This window comes from Rathayibacter sp. VKM Ac-2835 (assembly GCF_013266705.1).
Taxonomy (GTDB): domain Bacteria; phylum Actinomycetota; class Actinomycetes; order Actinomycetales; family Microbacteriaceae; genus Rathayibacter.
The window spans coordinates 870,973-896,545 of the sequence record NZ_JABSNQ010000002.1 but is presented as its reverse complement, the minus strand read 5'-3'; the positions used below and the strand labels follow the sequence as shown (position 1 = coordinate 896,545).

Below are 25,573 nucleotides of genomic sequence, written 5' to 3'. Positions count from 1 at the left end.
CGAGGGTGCTGGCGGGAGGTGCCGGGGCGGGCTCCCCGGAGACGGTACCGAACGCCGGAGGAGGCGCGGGGACCGGAGGGTGCGATCGGCAGGATCGCGGGGGCGTTCGGCGGTCAGCGACCGGTGCCGGCGTAGACGACGGCCTCGTCGTCCGCGTCGAGACCGAAGGCGGTGTGCACGACGCGGAGGGCGTCGTTCACCGTGTCGGCGCGCGTGACGACCGAGATGCGGATCTCGCTGGTGGAGATCATCTCGATGTTGATCCCCGCCTCGTAGAGGGAGCGGAAGAGCTTGGCCGAGACGCCCGCGTTGGTGCGCATGCCGGCGCCGACGAGCGCGAGCTTGGCGATCTGGTCGTCGTACTGCAGCGACTCGAAGCCGACCTCGTCCTTCTCGGCGTTCAGCGCGGTGAGGACCGTCTGGCCGTCGGCCTTGGGCAGCGTGAAGGAGATGTCGGTGCGGCCGGTCGCGGCGGCGGAGACGTTCTGCACGATCATGTCGATGTTCGAGCCGGTCTTGGCGACGATCGTGAAGATCTGCGCGGCCTTGCCCGGGATGTCGGGCACGCCGACGACGGTGATCTTGGCCTCGTTCAGATCGGCGGCGACTCCGGCGATGATCGGCTCTTCCACGGGCTGTCCATTCTTCTCGGTGCTTCCGGGGGCGTCCTCGCCGGGCACGGCGTTGTAGACGATGGTGCCCTCGTTGGGGCTGAACGAGGAGCGCACGTGCAGCGTGACCCCGTGACGGCGGGCGAACTCGACGGCGCGGATGTGCAGGACCTTCGCGCCGGCCGCGGCGAGCTCGAGCATCTCCTCGCTGGAGATGCGGTCGAGCTTGCGGGCCTTCTTGACCACCCGCGGGTCGGCGGTGAAGACGCCGTCGACGTCGGTGTAGATCTCGCAGGTGTCGGCACCGAGGCCGGCGGCGAGGGCGACGGCGGTGGTGTCGGAGCCGCCGCGGCCGAGGGTGGTGATGTCCTTGGTGTCGCGGTTGAAGCCCTGGAAGCCGGCGACGATGACGACCGCGTTCTCGTCCAGCGCGGCGCGCAGGCGCACCGGGGTGATGTCGACGATGCGGGCGGCGCCGTGCTGGGCGTCGGTGATCATGCCGGCCTGGCTGCCGGTGAAGGAGCGGGCGTCGTAGCCCATGCTCTTGATCGCCATGGCGAGCAGCGCCATCGAGATCCGCTCGCCGGAGGAGAGCAGCATGTCGAGCTCGCGCGGGGCGGGGATCGGCGTGACCTGGTGGGCCAGCTCGAGCAGGTCGTCGGTCGTGTCGCCCATCGCGGAGACGGCGACGACCACGTCGTTGCCCGCCTGCTTCGTGGCGACGATGCGCTTCGCGACCCGCTTGATGCTCTCCGCGTCGGCGACGGAGGACCCGCCGAACTTCTGGACGATCAGGCTCACGCGCTACTCCCGGGTCAGTGGCTCGGGCCGTGGCGACCCGACGCAGGAGTCTACCGGCGGCCGCATGCGCGAGGGGTCATGTTGCGGCGAGGCCGCCCGGACCGCCGGCTCGGCGTCAGTTCTCGACGAGGCGGCGGCCCTCGAAGGCGCGGCCGAGGGTGATCTCGTCGGCGTACTCGAGGTCGCCGCCGACGGGGAGGCCGGAGGCGAGGCGGGTGATCCGGATGCCGAGGGTGCTGAGCATGCGGGAGAGGTAGGTCGCGGTGGCCTCGCCCTCGAGGTTGGGGTCGGTCGCGATGATGACCTCCTGCACCTCGCCGTCGGCCAGGCGCTGCAGCAGCTGGCGGATGCGGAGCTGGTCGGGGCCGATGCCGTCGATCGGGCTGATCGCGCCGCCGAGCACGTGGTACTGCCCGCGGAACTCGCGGGTGCGCTCGATGGCGGGGACGTCCTTCGCCTCCTCGACCACGCAGATGACGGCGCGGCTGCGGCGGGGGTCGCGGCAGATGCCGCAGGTCGCCTCCTCCGCGACGTTGCCGCAGATGTCGCAGAAGTGCACGCGGTTGCGCAGCTCCAGCAGGATCTCGGCGAGACGCGTCACGTCGAAGGTCTCGGTCTGCAGGATGTGGAACGCGATGCGCTGGGCCGACTTCGGGCCGATGCCGGGGAGCCGGCCGAGCTCGTCGATCAGCTCCTGGACGATGCCTTCGTACATGCGGGCGCCTCCTCTCGGGGAGCGGATTCGGGGGTGAGGAGTGCGGGAGCGAGGAGCGGCACGACGGTCATCCGCCGGTCACCCGCGGACCGCGGGGGACGTGCGGCTGCTCCTCGATGAACTGGGCGCCGAGGATCTCGCGCACCACCGCCTCGCCGTAGCGCTGACGGCCGTCGGCCGTGGCCGAGCGGGTGGTGCGGGTCACCGGGCGGGGCGCCGGCTCGGGTCGCTCGCGGGCGCGGACCGGGGCAGGAGCGGCGGGGGCCGGGGGCGCGGTCGGCTCGCCGGGAGGGGCGACCACGGCCCAGGAGTCGGGCATCGGCGGCTCGACCGGCGGCATGTCCTCCTCCGGCGGCTCCTCGTCGAACGGCGGCTCGTCGTCCGAGGGGCCGGCCGACGCGGCGGCCGGGCGGACCGGGGGCTCCTGCGCGGGGACGACCGGGGCGGAGCGCGGCGACGGGGCGAGGACGGGGACGTCGGTCGGCTCGGGAGCGACGACCGTCTCGATCGCGGGCTCGGCGGCGACCTCGGCGGGAGCCGGATCGGCGGGGATGGCGACCGTCGCCCACTCGTCGGGGTCGCTCGGGGCGGCCGCCGCAGCGGGCTGCTCGACGGCGGCGGGCGGTGTCGCCTCGACGGCCGCGCGCTCGGCCTCGGGCGCGGTCGCGCGCGGCTCGACGCGGGCGATGTACTTGACCCGGAGTCCGAGGACCTGCTGGATCGCCTGGCGCAGGTGCTCGCTCACTCCCGGCTGACCGGCGCTGCCGGCCATCTTGAACGAGTCGACGTCGTTCTGGCTGGGGAAGGAGAGGGTGAGGACGTCGTCCTTCAGCGCCCGCACCTGCGCGGTGTAGGCGACGAGCCAGGCCGTCATCCGGGCCTTCTGCACGACCTCGAGGATCTCGGGCCAGCTGTCCTTCATGCGCTGCAGTGTGACGCCGCCGGGCTCGTCCGCCGCGGAGGGATGGGGCGCCGCAGCGGGCGCGGCCGACGGCGGAGCCGTGGTGCCGGACGGAGTCGAGGCGGCGGGAGTGGAGTCGGCAGGAGCGGAGTCGGCGGAAGTCGCGTCGGCGGCGGCACCCGCGACGGCGTCGGGCGCGGAGGGCGCCCCGGCCGAGCCGGAGCCGGCGTCGACCGACGCGGCGGAGACGACCGGTGTCTCGACGCGGGGGGCCGCGGCGATCGACTCGGGGACCGACTCCGGCGTCGCGGCGTGCGACGGGAGATGCGGCTCGGGCATGCGCGAGTCGGATGCGCGCGTCTCGGGTGCGCGGGATGCAGCGGCACGGGACTCGGGCGCGCGCGACCCCGGAGCGCGGGAGTCGGCCGCCGGCCGCGTCGGCGCCGGGGCGGCCGCCGTGCCCGCGCCGTGCACGAGGGTGCGCGCGATCATCAGCTCGAGGTGCAGGCGCGGCGAGGTCGCGCCCGTCATCTCGGTGAGCGCGTCGTTGACGATGTCCGCGATGCGCGAGAGCTCGCCGAGTCCGAGGGCGCGCGACTGGCCGGCCATGCGGTCGAGCTCGTCCTGGGAGACGCCGCGCAGGACCGCGGAGGCCGCACCGCCGGTGGCCGCGACGACGATGAGGTCGCGCAGCCTCTCGAGCAGGTCCTCGACGAAGCGGCGCGGGTCCTGGCCGGTCTGGATGACGCGGTCGACCGCGCCGAACGCCTCGGCGGAGTCGTGCTCGGCGAGCGCGTCGACGACCTCGTCGAGCAGGGCGCCGTGGGTGTAGCCGAGCAGCGCGACCGCCCGCTCGTACTCGACCGTCTCGTCCTCGGAGCCGGCCATCAGCTGGTCGAGCAGGGACAGGGTGTCGCGGACCGAGCCGCCGCCGGCGCGGACGACCAGCGGGAGGACGCCCGCGGCGACGCCCACCTTCTCGCGCTCGCAGAGCTCCTGCGTGTAGTCGAGCATCTGCGCGGGCGGGACGAGCCGGAACGGGTAGTGGTGGGTGCGCGAGCGGATCGTGCCGATGACCTTGTCGGGCTCGGTCGTCGCGAAGATGAACTTCACGTGCTCCGGCGGCTCCTCGACGATCTTCAGCAGCGCGTTGAAGCCCTGCGGCGTCACCATGTGCGCCTCGTCGAGGATGAAGATCTTGAAGCGGTCGCGAGCCGGGGCGAAGATCGCGCGCTCACGCAGGTCGCGCGCGTCGTCGACGCCGTTGTGGCTCGCGGCGTCGATCTCGACCACGTCGAGCGAGCCCTGGCCGTCGCGGCTGAGCTCGACGCAGCTGTCGCAGACGCCGCACGGCGTGTCCGTCGGGCCCTGGGCGCAGTTGAGGCAGCGGGCGAGGATGCGCGCCGACGTCGTCTTGCCGCAGCCGCGCGGGCCGCTGAAGAGGTACGCGTGATTGACGCGGTTGGTGCGCAGCGCCGTCATGAGCGGATCGGTCACCTGGGACTGGCCGATCATCTCGGCGAACGTCTCCGGCCGGTACCGGCGATACAGGGCTGCTACCACCCGACAAGAGTAGCCGCGACCTCCGACACCGGACGCTGGTCGCCGACGCCGCCGCCTCCCGTAGCCTCGAGCCCGTGACAGGCCGCCCGAGCACTCCCCCGTTCGACGCCGTCGTCCTCGCCGGAGGACGCGGCGAGCGCCTCGGCGGCGCCGCGAAGCCCCTGCTCGAGCACGACGGCTCGACGCTGCTCGCGCACGCTCTCGCGGCGGTCGCCGAGGCGCGCAGCATCGTCGTCGCGGGGCCCTCCTTGCTCCGCGGCGGTGTCGGATCCGCGCTCCTCGTCCAGGAGGAGCCCGTGTTCGGCGGACCGGTCGCCGGTCTCGCCGCGGCACTGCCCCTGCTCGCGCGGACCGGCGCTCCCGACTGGATCGCCGTCGTCGCCGCCGATCTCGTCGATCCGGCCCCCGCCCTCGATCGACTGCGGGCGAGGGCCGCCGCCGCGGATCCCGCGACCGACGCCCTGCTCGCCGTCGACGAGGACGGCCGCGCGCAGCTCCTGCTCGGCCTGCACCGCCGGCACGCGCTGACGGCCGCGGTCGAGCGGCTGCCAGAGGCGGACGGCGCCTCCGTCCGCGCGCTGCTGGGCGGGCTGGCCGTGGTGCTCGTCGAGGTGCCGGCCGGATCGACCGCGGACGTCGACGATCCCGCGGACGCCCTCCGCCACGGCATCTGCGTGCCGGACGGGAGACGAGTGCCGGATGCGGATCGCCTGCCGGGCCCAGAATGAACGCGTGACCGACGAGACGAACGAGACCTCTCCCTCCTCCCCCGACTCTCGCGAGGGCGACGGCGCCCGCGAGGACACCGCCGCAGTGCTCGCCGCCTGGTGGGACGAGCTGAGCGCCGCCCTCGGGCTCGCCGACGTTCCGGTCGAGCGCGACGCCCTGCTCTCCCTGGCCGGCGACGCGGCGCACGGCGTGGTGCGGCCCGCCGCTCCGCTGACGACGTTCCTCGCCGGCTACGCGGCGGGCCTGCAGGGTGGCGACCGGGCGGCGATCGACGCGGCGGTGCGGACGTCGCTCGAGACCATTCGCATGCGAACGCACGAATCCTGAGACGCTACTCCCTCCCCCTCGATCCGGCACCAGGCTTTGGGCGTACGGTTCGCTCGAGCCTCGACGCCGCGGCCCTCCTCCGGACGATCGCGGCGCGGCTCCCGCGGGCGCTCACGCACCGCGGTCGCATCCCGTGAAGGAGAACCGCATGTCAGGCAACAGAGCCGTCGCCTACAAGAGCCCCGGCGTCGTCGAGGTCATCGACATCGACTACCCGACCTTCGAGCTGAAGGACGGACCGGGCGTGAACCCGGCGAACATCGGCAGGAAGCTGCCGCACGGCGCGATCCTCCGCACCGTCTCGACCAACATCTGCGGCTCGGACCAGCACATGGTCCGCGGGCGCACCACGGCCCCCGCCGATCTCGTCCTCGGGCACGAGATCACGGGCGAGGTCGTCGAGGTGGGGCCGGACGTCGAGTTCGTCAAGGTCGGCGACATCGTCTCCGTGCCGTTCAACATCGCCTGCGGCCGCTGTCGCAACTGCAAGGAGCGCAAGACCGGCATCTGCCTGAACGTGAACCCCGACCGCCCGGGCAGCGCCTACGGCTACGTCGACATGGGCGGCTGGGTCGGCGGGCAGGCCGAGTACGTGATGGTCCCCTACGCGGACTGGAACCTGCTCGTCTTCCCCGACCGCGACCAGGCGCTGGAGAAGATCCTCGATCTGACGATGCTCTCGGACATCTTCCCGACCGGCTTCCACGGCGCGGTCACCGCGGGCGTCGGGGTCGGCTCGACCGTCTACGTCGCGGGAGCGGGCCCGGTCGGGCTCGCCGCGGCCGTCGGTGCGCAGCTGCTCGGCGCGGCCGTCGTGATCGTCGCGGACCTCAACGAGGAGCGGCTCGCCCAGGCGCGCTCGTTCGGCTGCGAGACCGTCGACGTCTCGAAGGGCGACCCGGCCGGGCAGATCGAGCAGATCCTCGGCGTGCCGGAGGTGGACTGCGGTGTGGACGCGGTGGGCTTCGAGGCGCACGGCAACGGAGCCGACTCGGGCACCGAGGCGCCGGCCACGGTGCTGAACTCGCTGATGTCGATCACAGCGGCGGGCGGCGCGCTCGGCATCCCGGGGCTCTACGTCACCGGTGACCCGGGCGGAGTGGACGAGGCCGCGCAGGAGGGCTCGCTCTCGATCCGCCTCGGGCTGGGCTGGGCGAAGTCGCTGTCCTTCACGACCGGCCAGTGCCCGGTGATGAAGTACAACCGCTCGCTGATGATGGCGATCCTGCACGACAAGGTGCAGATCGCGAAGGCGGTGCAGGCCACGGCCATCACGCTGGACGAGGCTCCGCAGGGCTACGCCGACTTCGACAAGGGCGCCGCGAAGAAGTTCGTGCTGAACCCGAACGGCTACCTCGGCTGATCCCGCCGACGGCGCCGGGTCCGCGGATCCGGCGCCGTCGCTCCCGCGCGGTCGCCGCGACCAGAATGGACGGATGAGCGAGACCGACTGGGACGGCGCCCGCGCGCGGATCGCGGAGGCGACCGCTCCGGGGCCGCTCGAGACCGTGCCGCTGCGCGAGGCGGAGGGCTGCGTCACGGCGGGCGCCCTGCTCGCGCCGCGGCCGCTCCCCCACTACGACTCCTCCGCGATGGACGGCTGGGCGATCCGCGGCGCGTCGCCGTGGCGGCTCGGACCGGGCAGCGCCGAGCCGATCGTGACCGGCGGGGTCGTGCCGGAGTGGTGCGAGGCCGTCCTGCCGAGCGAGCGCGGCCTGGTGGCCGGCGAGGTGCTCTCCTCGGAGCAGCCGCTGCCGCTCGGACGGCACATCCGCAGCGCGGGCGACGAGGCTCCGGCGGGCACCGCGCTCGTCGACTCCGGGGTGCGGCTGCGGCCGGCGCATCTCGCACTGCTGGCGATCGCGGGCTTCGACGAGCTCGTCGTGCGCCGGCCGGCAGCGGTCGACCTGCTCTTCACCGGCGACGAGGTCGACACCGCGGGGATGCCCGGGACCGGCCGCGTCCGGGACGCGTTCACGCCGCTGCTGCCGCCGCTGGTCGCGCGCTGCGGAGGTGCGATCGGCTCCGTCGCCCGGCTCGGCGACGACGACGAGGCGGTCGCCCGCGCGCTGCTCGCGACGACGGCTCCGCTGCGGGTCACGACGGGCGGGACCGGGCGCTCGCGTGCCGACGCGGTGCGGCGAGCTCTGGGGCTCGCGGGAGCGACCGTCCTGGTCGACGGGGTCGCGATGCGGCCGGGGCATCCGACGCTGATCGCGGTGCTGCCCGACGGGGCGGTCGTGCTGGCGCTGCCCGGGAATCCGCTCGCGGCGTTCCTGGCGGCGCTGTCGTTCCTGCCGCCGGCACTGGATGCGGCGAGCCGGGCCGGTGCGTCCGCGCTGCGGCGGGGTGTGCTCGGCGAGCCGCTCGGGCGGGCCGGGTCGACCGTGCTCGTGCCGGTGGTCGAGGCGGACGGCGTCTGGCGGGCGGTGCACGGGATCCGCTCGCACATGCTCTCGGGGCTGACGGTGGCGGAGGCGGTCGCGGTCGTCCCGTCGGGCGGCAGCGGGGCGGGTGAGACGGTGCGGCTGCTGGCGCTGCCGTGGTGAGCGGGACCGGACTGCTGGCGGGGCGGGTCTCGATACGCCGCTCCGCGGCTGCTCGACCAGCGTGAGGGCGAGCCGGCCGCTGGGCGGCCGACGGGTCAGGCGGCCGGCTCCAGGCGGACGACGACGGACTTGGAGGTCGGGGTGCCGCTGACGGCCGCGGTGGAGTCGAGCGGCACCAGCACGTTCGTCTCGGGGTAGTAGGCCGCGATGCAGCCGCGCGGGGTGTCGTACGCGACGACGCGGAACGACGGGGCCCGGCGCTCGAGGCCGTCCTCCCACTCCGAGACCAGGTCGACCATCGCACCGTCGGCGAGGCCCTGCTCGGCGATGTCGTCGGCGTGCACGAAGACGACCCGCCGGCCGCCGTGCACGCCGCGGTAGCGGTCGTCCTTGCCGTAGATGGTGGTGTTGAACTGGTCGTGCGAGCGCAGCGTCTGCAGCAGCAGGCGCCCCTCGGGCACCTTCGGGTACTGCAGCGGATTCGCGGTGAAGCGGGCGAGGCCGGTCGCGGTGGCGAAGCGGCGCTCGTCGCGCGGCGGGTTCGGCAGGACGAAGCCGCCGGGCTCGTTCACGCGGCGCTCGAAGTCCTCGAAGCCGGGGACGACCGCGGCGATGTGCCGGCGGATGAGGCGGTAGTCCTCGCGCAGCGCCGCCCAGTCGACGACCGGGGTGTTCGGCCGGTCGGCGAGCAGGCGCTCCGCGATCCCGGTGAGGATCGCCACCTCGGACTGCAGGACCGTGCTCGGCGGGGCGAGCCGCCCGCGGGAGGCGTGCACGGCACTCATCGAGTCCTCGACCGTCACCCGCTGCTCCCCCGTCGCGCGCTTGTCCGAGTCGGTCCGGCCCAGGGTCGGCAGGATCAGCGCGCGCCGGCCGGTGACGACGTGCGAGCGGTTGAGCTTGGTGGAGACGTGCACCGTGAGCGCGAGCGAGCGCATCGCGGCCTCGGTGACACCGGTGTCCGGAGTCGCCCGGGCGAAGTTGCCGCCGAGGCCCATGAAGACGCGGGCCTTCCCGTCGCGCATCGCGCGGATCGCGGCGACCGTGTCGGTGCCGTGCTTGCGCGGCGAGGTGAAGGAGAACTCGCGGTCGAGGGCGTCGTGGAAGGAGTCCGGCATGCGCTCGAAGATGCCCATCGTGCGGTCGCCCTGCACGTTCGAGTGGCCGCGGACCGGGCAGACGCCCGCGCCCGGCTTGCCGATGCTGCCGGTCAGCAGCAGGACGTTGACGACGTCCTTGAGCGTCGCGACGGAGTGGGCGTGCTGGGTGAGGCCCATCGCCCAGCAGACGATGGTGCCCTCGCTCGCGGCGATCAGCTCGGCGATCTCGCGGATCCGGGCCTCGTCGATCCCGCTCGCCCGCTCGATCTCGGACCAGGTGGTGCCGCGGAGCTCGTCGAGGTAGCCGTCGAGGCCGTCGGTGCTCTCGGCGATGAAGGCGCGGTCGAAGACGCCGCCGCGCGCCTCCTCCGCGTCGAGGAGCGCCTTGCCGAAGCCCTGGAAGAGCGCCTGATCGCCGCCGAGGCGCACCTGGAGGAAGTGGTCGGCGAGGGCCGTGCCGCCGCCGATCATCCCGCGGACGGTCTGCGGGTTCTCGAAGCGCAGCAGCCCGGCCTCGGGCAGCGGGTTGATCGCGACGATGGTGCCGCCCGCTCGCTTCGCCCGCTCGAGCGCGGTGAGCATCCGCGGGTGGTTGGTGCCCGGGTTCTGCCCGGCGACGATCAGCAGGGGTGCCCGCTCGACGTCGCGCAGGCTGACCGTGCCCTTGCCGATGCCGATCGTCTCGGTCAGGGCCGAGCCGCTGGACTCGTGGCACATGTTGGAGCAGTCGGGCAGGTTGTTGGTGCCGAAGCCGCGCACCAGCAGCTGGTAGACGAACGCCGCCTCGTTGGAGGTGCGGCCGGAGGTGTAGAAGATCGCCTCGTCCGGGTCGGCGCAGGCGCGCAGCTCCTCCGCGACCACGTCGAGGGCCTCGTCCCAGCCGACCGGGCGGTAGTGCGTCGCGCCCTCGTCGAGGAGCATCGGCTCGGTGAGGCGGCCCTGCTGGCCGAGCTGGTAGTCGTCCCAGCCCTCGAGCTCGGTCATCGAGTGCGCGGCGAAGAAGGCGGCGGTGACGGTGCGCAGCGTCGCCTCCTCGGCGACCGCCTTCGCGCCGTTCTCGCAGAACTCGGCGACGTGCCGCTTGTCGGCCTCGGGCCAGGCGCAGCCGGGGCAGTCGAAGCCGGTCTTCTGGTTCACCCGGAGGAGCGTCTCGGCGCTGCGCAGCGGACCCATCTGCTTGAGCGAGATCTGCAGCGCGTGCGCGACGCCGGGGATGCCGACCGCCCGCCGCTTCGGGGCGCCGACCGTGACGGCGCTCTCGTCGATCGGGTTCTCGCGGGCTTCGGCGTCATCGACCATTCCTGCATGGTACGTCGGGGAGCGGGTGGGAGGATGAGCGCCTGCCGTCCGGGCTCTCAGGTCGCGGGGCGGTGCGCCGCCGCGTCGAGGAGGACCCCATGAGCCGTGCCATCGCCCGGACCCGTCTGATCGCGGTCCGCGCCGGGGAGCCGACCCGCCGCCGCGAGGACGTGCTCGCCGTCGAGGAGCCGCTGGAGATCCGGGTCGGCGGGCGGCGGTTCAGCGTCACCATGCGCACGCCCGGGGAGGACTTCGACCTGGTCGCCGGGTTCCTGGTGTCGGAGGGGGTGCTCACCTCGACCGATCAGCTCGCGGCCATGCGCTACTGCGCGAGCGGCGCGGGGCCGGGCGAGAACACCTACAACGTGATCGACGCGAGCGTCCGCGGGGGCCGCGCCGAGATCCTGCTCGACCGTGAGCGCTCGGTGTACACGTCGAGCTCGTGCGGCGTGTGCGGGCTGGCGTCGCTCGAGGCGGTCGCGACGGAGTCGGCGTGGAGCGTGGCGGAGGATCCGCTGCGGGTGTCGACCGAGCTGCTCGTGTCGCTGCCGGACCGGCTGCGGGAGGCGCAGGCCGTGTTCGAGCGCACCGGCGGCCTGCACGCGGCCGGGCTGTTCGACGCGGACGGAACGCCGCTGGTGCTGCGCGAGGACGTGGGGCGGCACAACGCGGTCGACAAGGTCGTCGGCTGGGGGCTGCGCGAGGGGCGGCTGCCGCTGCGGGGCACTCTGCTGCAGGTGTCGGGCCGCGCCTCGTTCGAGCTCGTGCAGAAGGCCGTGATGGCGGGCGTCCCCCTCCTCGCGGCGGTCGGCGCCCCGTCCTCCCTCGCCGTCGACCTCGCCCGCGACTCGGGCCTCACCCTCATCGGCTTCAGCCGCGGCGCGGGCTTCAACGTCTACGCGGGCGACGCCCGCCTCGCGGACTGACGCGGCATCTCCACACGCCCTTCCCGCGACACCTCGACCACCACGCAGCGCGCGCTGACCGCGGAAGGCACCAGCTCGCGCGCCAGCGCGGCCCTTCCACGGCTCGCACGTCCGCCGGCGACGTCGCCGAAAGCAGCTCGCGCGCAGCGCGGCCCCACCGCTGCTCAGGCGACCACCGAGGACATCGGCCGCACCGGGCTTGCACGGGCAGGGCAGAGGGCCGCGACCCGGAATCGCGTGCCAGCGATTCAGGGCAGCCCGACGCGACCCGCTCCGCGGAACGCTCCCACCTCTGCAAGCCGACCGCGAGTCGTCTAGCAGCGAAGCTGCTAGACGACCGACAAGGACTGCCGGGCGATCTCGAGCTCCTCGTTGGTGGGGATGACGAGGACGGCGACGCGGGAGTCGTCGGTGGAGATGCGGCGGGGGCCGCGGTCGCGGGCGGTGTTGCGCTCGGGGTCGAGCTCGATGCCGAGGCCCTCGAGGCCGCGGAGGGCGCCGGCGCGGACGGCGGGGACGTTCTCGCCGACTCCGGCGGTGAAGACGATCGCGTCGACGCGGCCGAGCTGGGCGTAGTAGGCGCCGACGTAGTGGCGGAGGCGGTGGTAGTAGACCTCGAGGGCTGCCGTCGCGGTCTCGTCGCCAGCCTCGGCGGCGTCCTGCACGTCGCGCATGTCGCCGCGGCCGGAGAGACCGAGGAGTCCGCTGCGGCGGTTGAGGACGGTGTCGAGCTCGTCGGTGGAGAGGCCGGCCTTGCGGGCGAGGTGGAAGACGACGGCGGGGTCCAGGTCGCCGGAGCGGGTGCCCATCACGAGGCCCTCGAGCGGGGTCATGCCCATCGAGGTCTCGACGGAGGCGCCGCCGTCGATCGCGCACGCGGAGGCGCCGTTGCCGAGGTGCAGGACGATCGTCTTGAGGTCGGAGCGGCGGCGGCCGAGGAACGCGGCGGCCGCCTCGGAGACGAACTTGTGCGAGGTGCCGTGGAAGCCGTAGCGGCGGATGCGGTGCTTGTCGGCGAGCTCGGCGGGGATGGCGTAGGTGGACGCCGCGGCGGGGATCGTGTGGTGGAAGGCCGTGTCGAAGACCGCGACGTGCGGGACGTCCGGGAAGGCCTTCTGCGCGGCCTCGATGCCCTCGAGGTTGGCCGGGTTGTGCAGCGGGGCGAGGTCGCTGAGGTCCTCGATGTTGATCTTGACGAGGTCGGTGACGACGGTCGGCTCGTAGAAGCGCTTGCCGCCGTGCACGACGCGGTGGCCGACGGCGATCGGCGGGAACTCGTCGAGGCTCGGGCCGTGCTCGGCGAAGGCGCGGATCATCACGTCGAAGCCGGCCGTGTGGTCCGGGATCGGGGTCTCGAACTCGACCGTGTCGCCGTCGTGGCTGTGCTTGGTGCGGCCGGTCTCCTCGCCGATCCGCTCGACGAGGCCGCTGGCGAGCGTCTCCTCCGTCGTCATCTCGATGAGCTGGTACTTGAAGGACGACGAGCCGCTGTTGACGACGAGGACGACGGACACGGTGGGACTCCTGGGGGTTCGGGGTCGGACGGGGCGCTCGGGCGGGTGGCCCTCAGCGCACGACGGGGATGGCGGAGGTCGGCGGGACGATGGCCTGGGTCGCCGCCTGGATCGCGGTGATCGCGACGGTGTTGACGATGTCCTGCACGAGCGCGCCGCGGGAGAGGTCGTTGACGGGCTTCCGCAGGCCCTGCAGGACCGGCCCGATCGCCACGGCACCGGCCGAGCGCTGCACGGCCTTGTAGGTGTTGTTGCCCGTGTTGAGGTCCGGGAAGATGAACACCGTCGCGCGACCGGCGACCTGCGAGCCGGGCATCTTCGAGGCGGCGACGGCCGCGTCCGCGGCGGCGTCGTACTGGATCGGGCCCTCGACGAGCAGGTCGGGGCGGCGCTCGCGCACCAGGGCGGTCGCCGCGCGGACCTTCTCGACGTCGGCGCCCGCTCCGCTCTCGCCGGTGGAGTAGGAGAGCATCGCGATCCGCGGGTCGATGCCGAACTGCTGCGCCGTCTCGGCGGAGGAGATGGCGATGTCGGCCAGCTGCGCCTCGGTCGGGTCGGGGTTCACGGCGCAGTCGCCGTAGACGAGGACGCGGTCGGCGAGCGCCATCAGGAACACGCTCGAGACGACGGAGACGCCGGGGCTGGTCTTGATGATCTCGAAGCCGGGGCGGATCGTGTGCGCGGTGGTGTGCGCGGCGCCCGAGACCATGCCGTCGGCGAGGCCGAGCTGCACCATCATCGTGCCGAAGTAGGACACGTCGGTGACGGTGTCGTAGGCGTGGTCGAAGGTGATGCCCTTGTGCGCGCGGATGCGGGCGTACTCCTCGGCGAAGCGGTTGCGGTGCTCCGGGTCGAGGACGCTGAGGACGCGGGCGCCGTCGATGTCCAGGCCGAGGCTCGCCGCGCGGGAGCGCACCTCGACCTCCTCGCCGAGGATCGTCAGGCGGGCGATGCCGCGCTTGAGCACGGTCGCGGCGGCGCGGAGGATGCGGTCGTCGCCGCCCTCGGGCAGCACGATGTGCCGGTCGGCGATGCGGGCGCGCTCGATCAGGCCGTACTCGAACATCAGCGGCGTGACGACCTCGGAGCGGCCGACGTCGAGGAGGGTGAGCAGCTCGACCGGGTCGATCGCCTCGGCGAACAGGGCGAGGGAGGTGTCGCGCTTGCGCGGCGAGTCGGCGGCGAGGCGACCGCGCGCGGCGGTGACGCGCACCGCGGTGTCGTAGGTGCCGAGCTCGGTCATCACGATCGGCAGGCGGTTGTCGACGCCCTCGATCAGGCGGACGATCGGCTCCTGCAGCTCGAAGCCGCCGTTGAGGATGATCGCGGAGACCGTCGGGAAGTTGCCGGAGGCGTGCGCCATGATCACGGCGAGCACGACCTCGGGGCGGTCGCCGGGGACGATGACGACACCGCCCTCCATCAGGCGCGGCAGGACGTTGACCATCGACATGCCCGCGACGACCACGCCGAGGGCCTCGCGGCCGAGCAGCTCCGGGTCGCCCGCGACGAAGACGCCGTCGACGGCGTCGATGATGCGGGAGACGCTCGGGGCGACGAGGGACGGGTCCTCGTGGATCGCCCAGACCGGGGCGCCGGCGGGGAGGGCCTCGCGGATCGCGGCGACGGCCTGCTCCGAGGTGCCCGGGTCGGCGCGGTTCGCGACGACGCCGATGAGGCTCGCGTGCGCGGTGCGCAGCTCGACGGCGGCGAGCTCGGTGATCTGCCGCATCTCGTCGGGCGTGCGGGCGGGGGCCTGGCCGAGCTGCTCGCTCCGCGAGGGGTCGCGGCCGGTGAGGACGAGGAGGACGGGGGCGCCGAGGTTGGCGGCGATGCGGGCGTTGTAGCCGAGCTCCGTCGGGCTGCCGACGTCGGTGTAGTCCGAGCCGAGGATCACGACCGTGTCGCACTGCGCCTCGACGGCCTTGTAGCGCTCGACGATGCGGGAGAGGGCGGCCTCGCCGTCGGCGTGGACGTCCTCGTACGTGACGCCGATGCAGTCGTCGTAGGCGAGACCCGAGTCGGAGTGGCCGAGCAGCATCTCGAGCACGTAGTCGCGCTCGGAGGTGGAGCGGGCGATCGGGCGGAAGACGCCGACCCGCTGCACCTGGCTGCTGAGCAGGTCGAGGACGCCGAGGGCGACCGTGGACTTGCCCGAATGACCTTCGGCGGACGAGATGTAGATGCTCTGAACCATCGGCGCAAGCCTAGCGACGGGGGCCCTCCGGAGGCTGGGCGGGTGCCCCGGATGGGAGAGCGTGCAGGAGCGGCGGGGTGTGGAGGAGAGGTGGGCCGGAGCGGGGCCCGTTAACGAGGAAAGACCCCCCGCGCACCCGCCAGAGCCCGGTTACCCTTGCTGCGTTTCCGCCCTGGGGGAGTTGGCCTGGATGGCGCCACGCGGGGAGCCGGGAGACAGTCTAACCGACGTCGGCGGGGTGCGAGCACGGCCGTCGCGGTGCCGTGGTCAGCGGAGGGCGCCGGCACCGGCTAGTATCGATGAGTCGCGGCCACGGTCGCGCCAGGAGGATTCGCCTAGTGGCCTATGGCGCACGCTTGGAAAGCGTGTTGGGTGCAAGCCCTCGGGGGTTCGAATCCCCCATCCTCCGCCGAACGGCGCCGCACGCTCTCGCCAGCTGCGGCGCCGTTCTCTGTTTCCCGGCGCCGACGCGACGTCTTCTTCGCGAGCACCTTGCTCCTCGGAACGGTCCAATCGCGTCGGTCACCGCCTTCTTCGCGCTCACCGCACCGGCGGCAGGACGACCGTGCCAGAATCGCACGCATGACGGAGATGAACTCCCGCGTCCTCGGCTTGCGCATCCGCGAGACCCGGTCACGCCGCGGGATGAGCCAGGACGAGCTCGGCGCAGCGGTCGGCCTGGAGCGCTCCGTCGTGAGCAAGATCGAGGCCGGGGTCAGAAGGGTGACAGCCCTGGAGCTGTCCGATATCGCGGCAGCCCTCGGAGCGCGGATGTCGGAGTTCTTCGAGGACGCCGCTCCGGCGATCGTCGCTCACCGATCGAGCCGAGGGCTCGACACCGTGGACTCGAACATCGATGGGCTCCTGTCCGGACTCGTGCGGGACGTCGAGTTCGTCGCGGGACTGAACGCCGCGAAGCTGCCCCGAGCGGTCGACGACACCGGTGCGCGACCGCGGTGGACGCCACCGACCACCGGCCGCGAGGCGGAAGCACTCGCGGTCCGCGCTCGGGAGCTTCTCGCGCTTCCCGAGGACGCCCCGGCTCGCGATCTGAGCGAGCTCGTCAGCAAGGCCGGGCTGCTCGCCTTCTCCTCCGACATCGGGGCCGACACCGCCGACGCCGGGTCCGTGCAGTACACGCTCGGCGGGATCGCCGTCGTGAACAGCCACATGAAGGTCGGGCGCCGGCGGTTGGCGCTGGCGCACGAGCTGGGACACCATCTCACCGCCGCCGCGTACGTCGTCGACTGGCGCGTCAGCGAGCACGGACTCGATTCCGTTCCCCTCGAATCCAAGCTCGACCGCTTCGCTCGCGCGGTCCTGCTTCCCGAGCAGGCGCTCCTGCGCGAGTGGCCGACTCTCGTCGAGACCTCGGGCGCACGGAGCGCCGCGATCCTCACCGCGAGCAGGTACCGAGTCGACTTCGCCTCGCTCGCCTCGCGCTTGCGGGAGCTCGACCTCGTCAGCCAGGACGACGACGCGGTGGTCCGCCAGTGCAAGCCGATCGCTGCGGACTCCATCGAGCTCGATCTCCATGCTCCCCCCGAGGAGCTCACGGGGACGAGCGTGCCTCGGCAGTTCTCGAAGGCGGTGCTCGATCTGGTCAGGACCGAGCGGATCAGCCGCGAGCGCGGCCTGGACCTGCTGCGTCGAACTCTCGCGGAGGATGATCCTCCCGAGGTCCGCCCGCGGCGCGCCGACGAGATCTGGTCCTTCGTCTCATGACAGTGCCGGCGGAGGCGCTCGTGTTCGACACCGGACCGATGCGCCACTTCGCAGCGGAGGGCTGGCTGGGGGTCCTCAAGTTCCTCGCGGGAGACCGCCCGGTCGTCATCCCCGACGCCGTCGAGCGGGAGCTGCACAGCGCGCCGGGAACCGTCTTCGACGGGCTCGATCTCTCGAGCCACACCTGGATCAAGGTCTTCCGGTCGACCGACCTGGACTTCCTGAGTGCTGTCGCGAGCGTCGAGGACAGGCTCGTCGCGGACCGGAAGAACGTGGGCGAGTGCGCGGTCCTGGCCCTGGGCCAGCGGTTCGGCTGCGAGCTGGTCATCGATGACTCCGTAGCCCGGTCCGTCGCGCGGGAGCACGGCCTCCGCTTGACCGCAACGGTTCCGCTGCTCTGCCAGGGGAGACGGTCGACGCTGCTCACGCTGGCGATGGTCGAATCGCTCGTGGACGATCTGCTGCAGGGCGAGTACTTCCTGCCGTTCGGGAGGGGCGGATTCAGGCAGCACGCGCTCGAGACCGGCCTTCTCGAGTACGAGGACATCTGACGACGCTCGCAGCCTCTCGACCGATCGACGGGAGTCCGGTCAGCGGGTGAGGCGCAGGAGCCACTCGTCGAGGAGGGCGCTCTCGGCCGCGCTGAGGCCGTCGACGCCGGACAGCGCGGTGCGCAGGGCGACCGCGTGGGCGGCGAAGGCGCGGGCGGCGGGGTCGGTCGGGCCCGCCTCCGTCGTGGTGATCGCGGCGAGGACGGCCTCGCGGGAGCGGGCGGAGAGCTCGTCGTCCGGCGCGGACGCCAGCGTCAGCGTGCAGCCGAGGGCGGCGGACTGCAGCAGGCGGGCGGCGTGCTCGACCTCGACGGTGAGGCGGCCGGCCTCGGCGACGGCGCGGACGTGGCCGGCGAGGACGCCGCGGGCGAGGCGGGCCGCCTCGGACTCCTCCCCCGGCCGCCCGGTGAACATCAGGGCGTAGAGGTGCGGCTCGGCGAGCCCGAAGGCGATGTGGTGGTCCCAGGCGGCGCGGAGGGCGTCGACGGGGTCGGCGGGTGCGTCGACGGCGTCGAACTCGGCCTGGGCGGAGGCGAAGCCCGCGGCGGCGACGGAGTCGAGCAGGCCGCGGAGGTCGCCGAAGGTGCGGTAGATGGTGGGCGCCTGGACGCCCGCCGCCGAGCTGATCGCGCGGGTCGAGACCGCGTCGCGGCCGCCCTCCGCGAGCAGCGCCGCCGTCGCGCTGAGGATGCGGTCGCGGGTCGTCGGGCTCTCGGTCACGAGTATCGACGCTAACACGGCGGCGTTAGCGGTCGTGCACGGGGAGTGCCGGTGACGTGGATCTCGATACGCCCGCGGAGCGGGCTACTCGATCAGCATGAAGGGCGGCGGGGCCGGCTCCACCAACAGCACGAGGGGCGTCGGCACATGCTGGTCGAGCAGGCGCCCGCAGGGCGACGTATCGAGACCCGCCCGACTGGCCACGGTGGATCTCGAGACGCCCGCTGCGTGGGCTACTCGATCAGCATGGAATCCCGCTGCGCGGGCTACTCGATCAGCAGGGGCAGCGCGCGGCGCAGCCCGAGCGGGCCGCGGGCGCTGACGGGGGGAGCTGCAAGGCGGAGGAGGAAGCGATACCGGCGGCATCGCGCCCGACGACAACGCCGCAGATCGCCCCGTCAGCGCTCATGCGCCGCGGCCGCTGACGCCGCCGGCTGCAAGGCGGAGGAAGGAGCGATACCGGCGGTATCGCGACTGACGACAACGCCGCAGACGGCGGTGTCAGCGGCCGCGGCGGGCCGTGCCGAAGATGCCTCGGACGACTTCGCGCAACAAGGTCTTCCCGACCGAGGACCCGAGGACCTCCTCGACGACCGTCTTGTCGCGGCGGGTGGAGCGGGAGCGGGTGGTCGGCGCGGTGCGGCGGCGGGAGCGCTCAGCGGCCTCGTCGGCGCGGCGCTCGGCGGCGGCGCGGTCCTTGGCACGGCGGGCGGCGTCGCGGGCGTCCTCCTTCGCGCGGCGGGCGTCGTCGGCGGCCTGCTCCTTCGCGCGGCGGGCGGCCTCCTCGGCCTGCTCCTCGGCGGCGGCGCGGGCCTCCTCGGCGTCGGCGGCCGCGTCGAGGCGGCGGGTGAGGATCTCGCGGGCCGAGTCGCGGTCGAGCGGGGTGCCGTAGCGGGCGAGCAGCGGCGAGCGCTGGACGCTCGCCTCCCGCTCGGCCTCGGGGGTCGGCGCCATCGAGCCGCGCGGAGCCCGGAGCCGGGTCCAGGCGACCGGGGTCGGGGCGCCGCGCTCGTTCATCACCGTGACGATCGCCTCGCCGATGGGGAGCGCCTGCAGCACTTCGCCGAGGTCGTAGTCGCTCTCGGGGTAGGTCGAGACGGTGGCGCGCAGGGCCTTCGCGTCGTCGGGGGTGTGCGCGCGCAGCTGGTGCTGGATCCGCGAGCCGAGCTGGGCGAGGACGTCGCTCGGCACGTCCTTCGGGGTCTGCGTCACGAAGACGATGCCGACGCCCTTCGAGCGGATCAGCCGCACGGTCTGCGTGATCGCCGCGAGGAAGTCCTTCGACGCGTCGCGGAAGAGCAGGTGCGCCTCGTCGAAGAAGAACACCAGCTTCGGCCGGTCGAGGTCGCCGACTTCGGGCAGGTCGTTGAAGAGATCGGCGAGCAGCCACATCAGGAACGTCGAGAACAGCGCGGGCTTGTCCGCGACTCCGGGGACCTCGAGCAGGCTGACGATCCCGCGGCCGTCGGGCGCGAGGCGGAGGAACTCGGCGGTGTCGATCTCGGGCTCGCCGAAGAAGACGTCGGCGCCCTGGTCGGCGAAGGCGATCAGCTCGCGCAGGATGACGCCGGCGGTGGCCTTGGACAGCCCGCCGAGCTCGGCCAGCTCGGCCTTGCCCTCGTCGCCGACGAGGTAGGTGAGGACGGCGCGGAGGTCCGAGAGGTCGACGAGGGGCAGCCCGGCGCTCTCCGCGTAGTGGAAGACCAGGCCGAGGCTCGACTCCTGGGTGTGGTTGAGGCCCAGGACCTTCGCCAGCAGCAGGGCGCCGAAGCCGGTGACCGTCGCGCGGACGGGGACGCCGGTGCCGATGCCGCCGAGCGCGAAGTACTCGGCGGGAGCCGCCTCGGGGGTCCAGTCCTGCCCGATGGTGCGGGTGCGGGCGAGCAGCTTCTCGTCGGGGGTGCCGGGGGTCGCGAGTCCGGACAGGTCGCCCTTGATGTCGGCGGCGAAGACGGGGACGCCGTGCGCGGAGAGCTGCTCGGCGAGGACCTGGAGCGTCTTGGTCTTGCCGGTGCCGGTCGCGCCGACGACGAGGCCGTGGCGGTTGAGCATCCCGAGCGGGAGGCGGACGGGGACGTCGGCGCGGGCGTCGCCGTTGACGAGGGCGCCGATCTCGAGGGCGGGGCCGGTGAAGGCGTAGCCGGTGCGGACGGCGTCGACGGCGGACTCGGCGAGCGGTCCGGGGGTGGGGGCGGCGGACGGTGCAGGGGCGGATGCCGCAGCAGGTGCAGGCGCGGACGCCTCGACCGGAGCGGGCACTGCGACGGGTACGGGCTCCTCCCCCGGCACGCCGTCGACGAGCCGCACGTCGTCGACGACCGCGGCCGCCTCCTCCGGACCGGCGACCGCCTCGAGGGCGGCGGCGGCCGCCTCGGCGCGGGCGAGCGCCTCCGCGGCCTCGGCCTGCAGTCGTCGGGCGGCCTCGAGGGCCGTGCGTGCGTCGTCCCTCGCCGAGGCGAGCCCGTCGTCGTTGGTCATGCGCTCAGCCTAGGCTCGCGGCGCGACCCGGGCCCCGCTCCCGCTCAGTCCTCGCGGACGTGCCACGGCTGGCCGTAGCCGCCCTCCTCGAGCGGGCGGGCCATCAGCTCGAGGAACGGCTCGGCGTCGAACGCCTCCGGTCCGAGCACGCCGGAGCCGGACCAGGCGCCGGTCGCGAGCAGCTCGAGGGCGATCACCGGGTTCAGCGCGGTCTGCCAGACGACGCACTGGGTGCCGTACTCCGCCATCGTCCACGCGTTGTCGCTCACGTGGTACAGGTACACCTCGCGGTGCGCGCCGTCCTTCGCGCCGGAGACCCAGAGGCCCGCGCAGGTCTTGCCGGTCATCCGCGGGCCGATGCTCGCCGGGTCGGGCAGGCCCGCGGCGACCACGTCGCGCGGCGAGACCAGCACGGGACCGTCGGCGGAGCGGACCCGGACCGGCTCGGTGCGGTCGAGGCCGAGCAGGTTGAGCGTGCGGAGGACGCCGATGAACTCGGCGCCGAGGCCGTACTTGAAGGTGACCCGCTTCGCGTCGAGCCAGCGCGGCATCAGCAGCACCTCCTCGTGCTCGACGTTGACGCACTCGACGGGGCCGATGCCCTCGGGGAACTCGAACACCTCCGGCTCGGAGAACGGCGGCGTCGTGAACCAGCCGCGGTCCTTCTCGTAGATCACCGGCGGGTTCAGGCACTCCTCGATGGTCGTCCAGATCGAGAAGGAGGGCGCGAAGATCTCGGCGCCGGAGTCGTCGCGGACGACGAGGTTCGCGCCGTCGCGGACGCCGAGCTCGTCGATCTCGTCGAAGAGGTGGTCGGCGGCGTAGCGGGCGAAGACGTCGGAGAGCCCGGGCTCGACGCCCATCCCGACCAGGGCGAGGCGGCCGGCGGACTCCCACTCGGGCGCGGCGGCGAACTGCTCGTCGCCGAGCTTGAGTCCGGTCTTCGCGTGCGGCTCCTCGGGGTGCGGCCGGGAGAGGCTCATCGCCATGTCGACGTAGTCGGCGCCGGCGGCGAGGGCGCCCGCGAAGATCGTCGGCACGAAGGACGGCTCGACGGCGTTCATCACGTGGGTGGCGCCGTGGGCGCGGGCGACGGTCTCCACGTTCTCCGCGTCGGAGGCGTCGATGCGCGCGGCGACGAAGCTGTTCTCGAGGCCGTCGGCGCCGTGCCGCTCGAGGATCCAGGCGACGGTGCGCTCGGCCCGGGCGAGCTCGTAGTCGCAGACGACGATCTGCTCGAAGAAGGTGCGGCGGGCGGCGATCTTCGCGAACGCGTCGCCGACGCCGCCGGCGCCGACCAGGAGGATTCTCATGCAGCCACCGTAGCGACGGAATCGCTCGTGGTTCAAGGCCCGGACCGCGGGAATCGGGAGGCGGGGTGGATCTGCACGACGGAATCCGTCACTCCTGCTCCGTCTCCTCCGCGATCTCGAGGAGGCGGATGAAGCGCGAGAGCCGCTCGAGCGCCGCCATCGAGGTGGGCGGCGACGCGGCGAGCGCCGGCGAGTGCACGAGGAACGCGGCCCACTTGGCCCGCGAGATCGCGACGTTCAGCCGGTTGGGCAGCAGCAGGAACTCGAGGCCGCGCGGGACGTCGGCGCCGGAGGAGGCGGCGAGCGAGACGATCGCGACGACCGCCTCCCGGCCCTGGAAGAGGTCGACCGTGCCGACCAGCGTCTCCTCGAGCCCGGCCGCGTCGAGGGCGTCGCGGAGGAGCGCGCCCTGCGCGTTGTAGGGAGCGACGACGATGACGTCTGCGGCGGTGAGCGCGCGCTCGCCGTGCTCGTCGGTCCAGGAGCGGCCGACCATCGAGAGGGCGATCTCGACGACCCGGCGCGCCTCGTCCGGGGAGGACGTGGTGTCGCCGGAGTGCACGACCGGCACCGCGTGCAGCCCGGGCGCGACGCCGTCGAGCCGGCGCTCCGCCGGGGCGCGCGAGGAGAGGGCGCCCTCGTAGGAGAGCTCGGAGACGGCCGCGGCGAGCGCGGGGTGCATCCGGTAGGTCTGCGCGAGGAAGTAGCCGAAGGCGGGCGGCAGGACGTCGTGGCCGTCGGCGAGCCAGCCGAGCGCCGACTCGTCGACCGGCTCCGGGTGCGAGCCCTGGCTGACCTGCGGGAGCTGCTGCGGGTCGCCGAGGAGGAGCACGCGCTCGGCGGCGATCGCGGAGGCGATGGTGGGCGCGAGCGAGAACTGCCCGGCCTCGTCGATCACCAGCAGGTCGAGCGAGCGGCGCGGGACGCTGCCCGCGTTGGCGAAGGTCCAGGCGGTGCCGCCGACGACGCAGCCGCCGCCCTCGGCGAGCGCGGCGAGGGCGGCGCCGTTCTTCACCGGGGTCCAGGCGATGGCGGCGAGCGCCTCCGCAGAGCTGCCGGCCTTGGGCACCTTCGCGACCCGGGCGCGGTCGACGCCCTTCGCGACGACCGCGGTCAGCACGTTCTCGACGACGGAGTGCGACTGGCCGACGACGCCGACCCGCCAGCCGTGCTCGGTGACGAGCCGCGCGATCACGTGCGAGCCGACGTAGGTCTTGCCGGTGCCGGGCGGGCCCTGGACGGCGAGCGTGGCGCGCTCGAGGCCGAGCAGGGTCTCGACGACCGCGCCGATGACGTCGTCTCCCTGCACCGGCGCCACGACGGCGGGCGGCACGCGCCGGAGCACGTCGAGGGCGGGGTCGGCGAGCATCGCGGGCAGGGCGTCGAGCACCTGGCCGCCCCACTCCGCGATCGCCTCGGGCTGCGGGGCCGCACGGGGCGGCGGCGCGGGCGCCAGGGCGATCGGGACGTCGTCGTGCGGGTCCTCCCCCGCGCGCAGGCCCTCCTTGAGCAGCAGCACGATCCGCTCGCCGTCGTCGGACGCGGCGAGGATCTCGGCGCGGTCGGAGGCGCCGCGCATCCCCGGACCGGGAGACGGCGCGCCGGGCGGCGCCGGGGAGTCGTAGACGAGGAACGGCTTGGCACCGATTCTCAGTCGGCTGCCCGGGGCGAGGCGTCCGAGGATCCGCAGATCGCGCGAGAGGGTGCGCGCCCTGGCCGGCGTCGACCAGTCGCGGACGACCTCGACCCGCTCCACGACGACCACGTCGCGGGCGTCGGCCCAGTCGTCGAGCGGCTGGCGCAGCCGGTCGAAGTGCTCCTGCCAGAAGGTCTTCGCCTCGCGGCGGTGATAGTCGATCGCCGCACCGGCGAGGGCGAGGGCGGTCTGGTCGGGGGTGCGCTCGCGCGGCTCGATCCCCTCGACCTCGGCGAGGAGCGCGACGGCGGCGGTGTCGGGCTCGCGGGGCACGGGCAGATCGACGTCGACGAGCGGGAGCGGCTCCTCCTCGCGGGCGGGGACGAGCGAGCGCAGCCAGTCGCGCAGGCGCAGGGTGGAGCGGCAGTCGTAGGCGTTGTACTCGCCGATCTCGGCGAGGCGGCGCTCGCCCTCGGCGCGATCGGCCGCCGCCTTCCCCGGATCCTTCTCGGCCCGCTGCAGCAGCGCCCGCGCCTCGACGTACTCGGTGATGCTGTCCGCCGCGTTCGTGACTCCCTCCGCGTCGCGCGCCTCCTCCCCCATGTAGAGCGGCTCGAGCTTCTTGATCGAGTAGCTGCGCGAGCCGACCCGCAGCGCCCGGCGGACGACGGGGTAGAGGTCGACGAGGACGCCGTCGCGCAGGAGCGCGTCGATCTCCTCCTCCCCCGTGCCGTGCCGCTGCGCCAGCGAGAGCAGGTGGCTGCGCTCGTAGGAGGCGTAGTGGTAGACGTGCATCCGCGGGAAGCGCGCCCGCCGCTCGCGGAGGAGGGCGAGGAAGTCGACGAGGGCGCGGCGCTCGGCCGCGAGGTCGTGCGCCCAGAACGCGGTGAAGGCCTCGTCCTCATCGACCATGCCGAAGAGGTAGTCGAGGCCCCACTGGCCGTCCTCCGCGTGCAGGGGGTCGCCCTCGAAGTCGAAGAAGAGGTCGCCCGGGTCGGGGGCGGGCAGGGCGGTCAGCACGGAGGCGTCGACGACCTCGACGACGGGGACGTGGTCCGCCGAGGCCTCCGTGGCGAGCTGCAGCCGGGCCTGGGCGCGCAGCGTCTCGGCGGCGCCGGCGCTCATCCCGGGGACCGGCCCCTCGCTGACCGCGAGCGCGTCGAGGGTGGTGACGCCGGCGGCGGCGAGCTTCGCGCGCTGGTCGAGGCGCATGCCGGCGACCAGGATCGGGTCCCGGTGGGCCTGCACCTCGGGGGCGCAGAGGCCGCAGCGGCCGCAGGCGGTGAAGCGCGGATCGCCCCAGGCGACGGGCTCCGTGGCGGCGAGGTGCTCCTCGAGGACGGTGCGCAGGCGCGCCCGCTGGACCCGCTGCACCGGGGCGATCGTCGCGAGGTCGTGACTGGTGGTCGTGCCGTCGCCGAGGACGAGGTGCACGCGCTCGCCCACGCGGATGCCGCGCACCGCCATCTGCTCGGCGTACGCGGCGAGCTGCAGCAGCGCGGGGATCTTCGCGTGCCGGGCGAGCTTGGTGTCGTAGACCTCGTAGGCCCCGTCCTCGGTGCGGAGGAGGAAGTCGGAGAAGCCGATGAAGCTGCCGTCGTAGAAGGTGGCCTGGTAGAGCACGTCGACGCCCGCGCGCATCGCCTCGACCGCCTCGTCCGCGGCCCTCGCGTAGTCGGCGCGCTCGGGGCGGGCGAACTCGAGGACCTCGTGCGTGCGCTTCAGCTCGGCGAGGAAGGCGACCTCGTGCTCGTCGCCGAGGACGGCGGTGCGCTGGAGCATCGCGTCCTCCTCGAGGACGACGCGGGACGCTCGGCCGAGGGTCGCGTCGAGCCGGCGGAGCACCGCCCACTCGCAGGCCGACCAGGAGGAGAGATCGGTCGGGCTCGTGACGATGCGGCCGTCCTCGAGATACATG

The 25,573-nt window shown here is 73.5% G+C and carries 17 protein-coding genes, 1 tRNA gene and 1 other RNA gene; 8 read left to right on the top strand and 11 right to left on the bottom strand.

Going from position 1 to position 25,573, the window contains the following annotated elements:
- Positions 1 to 113 precede the first annotated feature (113 nt).
- From HRK28_RS11945 to HRK28_RS11935, 3 genes are all read right to left on the bottom strand, one after another.
- Positions 114 to 1,412, bottom strand: coding sequence for an aspartate kinase (locus HRK28_RS11945; RefSeq protein WP_160090521.1), 1,299 nt, complete (start codon positions 1,410 to 1,412; stop codon positions 114 to 116).
- Between the two features lie 115 nt (positions 1,413 to 1,527).
- A complete protein-coding gene (gene recR, locus HRK28_RS11940; RefSeq protein WP_173251683.1) occupies positions 1,528 to 2,127 on the bottom strand; it encodes a recombination mediator RecR in 600 nt (199 codons plus the stop codon).
- A gap of 67 nt (positions 2,128 to 2,194) precedes the next feature.
- Complete coding sequence (locus tag HRK28_RS11935) at positions 2,195 to 4,591, bottom strand: DNA polymerase III subunit gamma and tau (RefSeq protein WP_173251681.1); 2,397 nt, start codon at positions 4,589 to 4,591, stop codon at positions 2,195 to 2,197.
- A gap of 74 nt (positions 4,592 to 4,665) precedes the next feature.
- Here HRK28_RS11935 and HRK28_RS11930 point away from each other — a divergent pair, with 74 nt between their 5' ends.
- The 4 genes from HRK28_RS11930 (at position 4,666) to HRK28_RS11915 (ending at position 8,196) form a co-directional block, all read left to right on the top strand.
- Positions 4,666 to 5,319: an NTP transferase domain-containing protein gene (locus HRK28_RS11930; RefSeq protein WP_173251679.1), complete on the top strand. Its 654-nt coding sequence runs from the start codon at positions 4,666 to 4,668 to the stop codon at positions 5,317 to 5,319.
- A 4-nt stretch (positions 5,320 to 5,323) separates the two neighbouring features.
- Positions 5,324 to 5,647, top strand: coding sequence for a DUF6457 domain-containing protein (locus HRK28_RS20580; protein WP_160090524.1), 324 nt, complete (start codon positions 5,324 to 5,326; stop codon positions 5,645 to 5,647).
- A 148-nt stretch (positions 5,648 to 5,795) separates the two neighbouring features.
- Entirely contained in the window at positions 5,796 to 7,010 is a 1,215-nt protein-coding gene (gene fdhA / locus HRK28_RS11920) for a formaldehyde dehydrogenase, glutathione-independent (protein ID WP_123447705.1), read from the top strand.
- Positions 7,011 to 7,083: 73 nt separating this feature from the next.
- Entirely contained in the window at positions 7,084 to 8,196 is a 1,113-nt protein-coding gene (locus HRK28_RS11915) for a molybdopterin molybdotransferase MoeA (RefSeq protein WP_160090525.1), read from the top strand.
- Positions 8,197 to 8,291: 95 nt separating this feature from the next.
- Here the strand turns inward: HRK28_RS11915 and HRK28_RS11910 are convergent, their stop codons facing one another.
- On the bottom strand, positions 8,292 to 10,595 hold the full coding sequence (locus HRK28_RS11910) for an FdhF/YdeP family oxidoreductase (RefSeq protein WP_173251677.1): 2,304 nt from the start codon (positions 10,593 to 10,595) through the stop codon (positions 8,292 to 8,294).
- A 98-nt stretch (positions 10,596 to 10,693) separates the two neighbouring features.
- Between HRK28_RS11910 and fdhD the strand changes: the two genes are divergently transcribed.
- Complete coding sequence (gene fdhD / locus HRK28_RS11905) at positions 10,694 to 11,521, top strand: formate dehydrogenase accessory sulfurtransferase FdhD (RefSeq protein ID WP_173251675.1); 828 nt, start codon at positions 10,694 to 10,696, stop codon at positions 11,519 to 11,521.
- A gap of 329 nt (positions 11,522 to 11,850) precedes the next feature.
- Here the strand turns inward: fdhD and HRK28_RS11900 are convergent, their stop codons facing one another.
- The 3 genes from HRK28_RS11900 to ffs form a co-directional block, all read right to left on the bottom strand.
- On the bottom strand, positions 11,851 to 13,035 hold the full coding sequence (locus HRK28_RS11900) for an acetate kinase (RefSeq protein ID WP_173251674.1): 1,185 nt from the start codon (positions 13,033 to 13,035) through the stop codon (positions 11,851 to 11,853).
- Between the two features lie 52 nt (positions 13,036 to 13,087).
- Positions 13,088 to 15,232 carry a phosphate acetyltransferase gene (gene pta, locus HRK28_RS11895; RefSeq protein ID WP_173251672.1) on the bottom strand — a complete coding sequence of 715 codons (2,145 nt, stop codon included), beginning with the start codon at positions 15,230 to 15,232 and terminating at the stop codon, positions 13,088 to 13,090.
- A 116-nt stretch (positions 15,233 to 15,348) separates the two neighbouring features.
- Positions 15,349 to 15,445, bottom strand: an RNA gene (gene ffs, locus HRK28_RS11890) — signal recognition particle sRNA small type.
- Positions 15,446 to 15,556: 111 nt separating this feature from the next.
- Between ffs and HRK28_RS11885 the strand changes: the two genes are divergently transcribed.
- The 3 genes from HRK28_RS11885 (at position 15,557) to HRK28_RS11875 (ending at position 17,508) form a co-directional block, all read left to right on the top strand.
- A tRNA-Ser gene (locus HRK28_RS11885) sits at positions 15,557 to 15,641 on the top strand.
- A 173-nt stretch (positions 15,642 to 15,814) separates the two neighbouring features.
- Positions 15,815 to 16,957, top strand: a complete 1,143-nt coding sequence (locus HRK28_RS11880; RefSeq protein ID WP_173251670.1) for a helix-turn-helix domain-containing protein — start codon at positions 15,815 to 15,817, stop codon at positions 16,955 to 16,957.
- Between the two features lie 20 nt (positions 16,958 to 16,977).
- Positions 16,978 to 17,508: a nucleotide-binding protein gene (locus HRK28_RS11875; RefSeq protein ID WP_367948410.1), complete on the top strand. Its 531-nt coding sequence runs from the start codon at positions 16,978 to 16,980 to the stop codon at positions 17,506 to 17,508.
- 39 nt (positions 17,509 to 17,547) lie between these two features.
- On the opposite strand, the gene HRK28_RS11870 is transcribed toward HRK28_RS11875, so the two are convergent.
- The 4 genes from HRK28_RS11870 to HRK28_RS11855 all read right to left on the bottom strand — a co-directional run bounded on the left by HRK28_RS11870 (position 17,548) and on the right by HRK28_RS11855 (position 25,572).
- Positions 17,548 to 18,228 carry a TetR/AcrR family transcriptional regulator gene (locus tag HRK28_RS11870; protein ID WP_217274658.1) on the bottom strand — a complete coding sequence of 227 codons (681 nt, stop codon included), beginning with the start codon at positions 18,226 to 18,228 and terminating at the stop codon, positions 17,548 to 17,550.
- Positions 18,229 to 18,729: 501 nt separating this feature from the next.
- Positions 18,730 to 20,706, bottom strand: a complete 1,977-nt coding sequence (locus tag HRK28_RS11865) for a helicase HerA-like domain-containing protein (protein WP_173251667.1) — start codon at positions 20,704 to 20,706, stop codon at positions 18,730 to 18,732.
- Positions 20,707 to 20,750: 44 nt separating this feature from the next.
- Positions 20,751 to 22,019 (bottom strand): saccharopine dehydrogenase family protein, encoded by a 1,269-nt coding sequence (locus HRK28_RS11860; protein WP_173251665.1) that lies wholly within the window; start codon positions 22,017 to 22,019, stop codon positions 20,751 to 20,753.
- Positions 22,020 to 22,107: 88 nt separating this feature from the next.
- A complete protein-coding gene (locus tag HRK28_RS11855; protein WP_173251663.1) occupies positions 22,108 to 25,572 on the bottom strand; it encodes a bifunctional RecB family nuclease/DEAD/DEAH box helicase in 3,465 nt (1,154 codons plus the stop codon).
- Position 25,573: the final 1 nt, after the last annotated feature.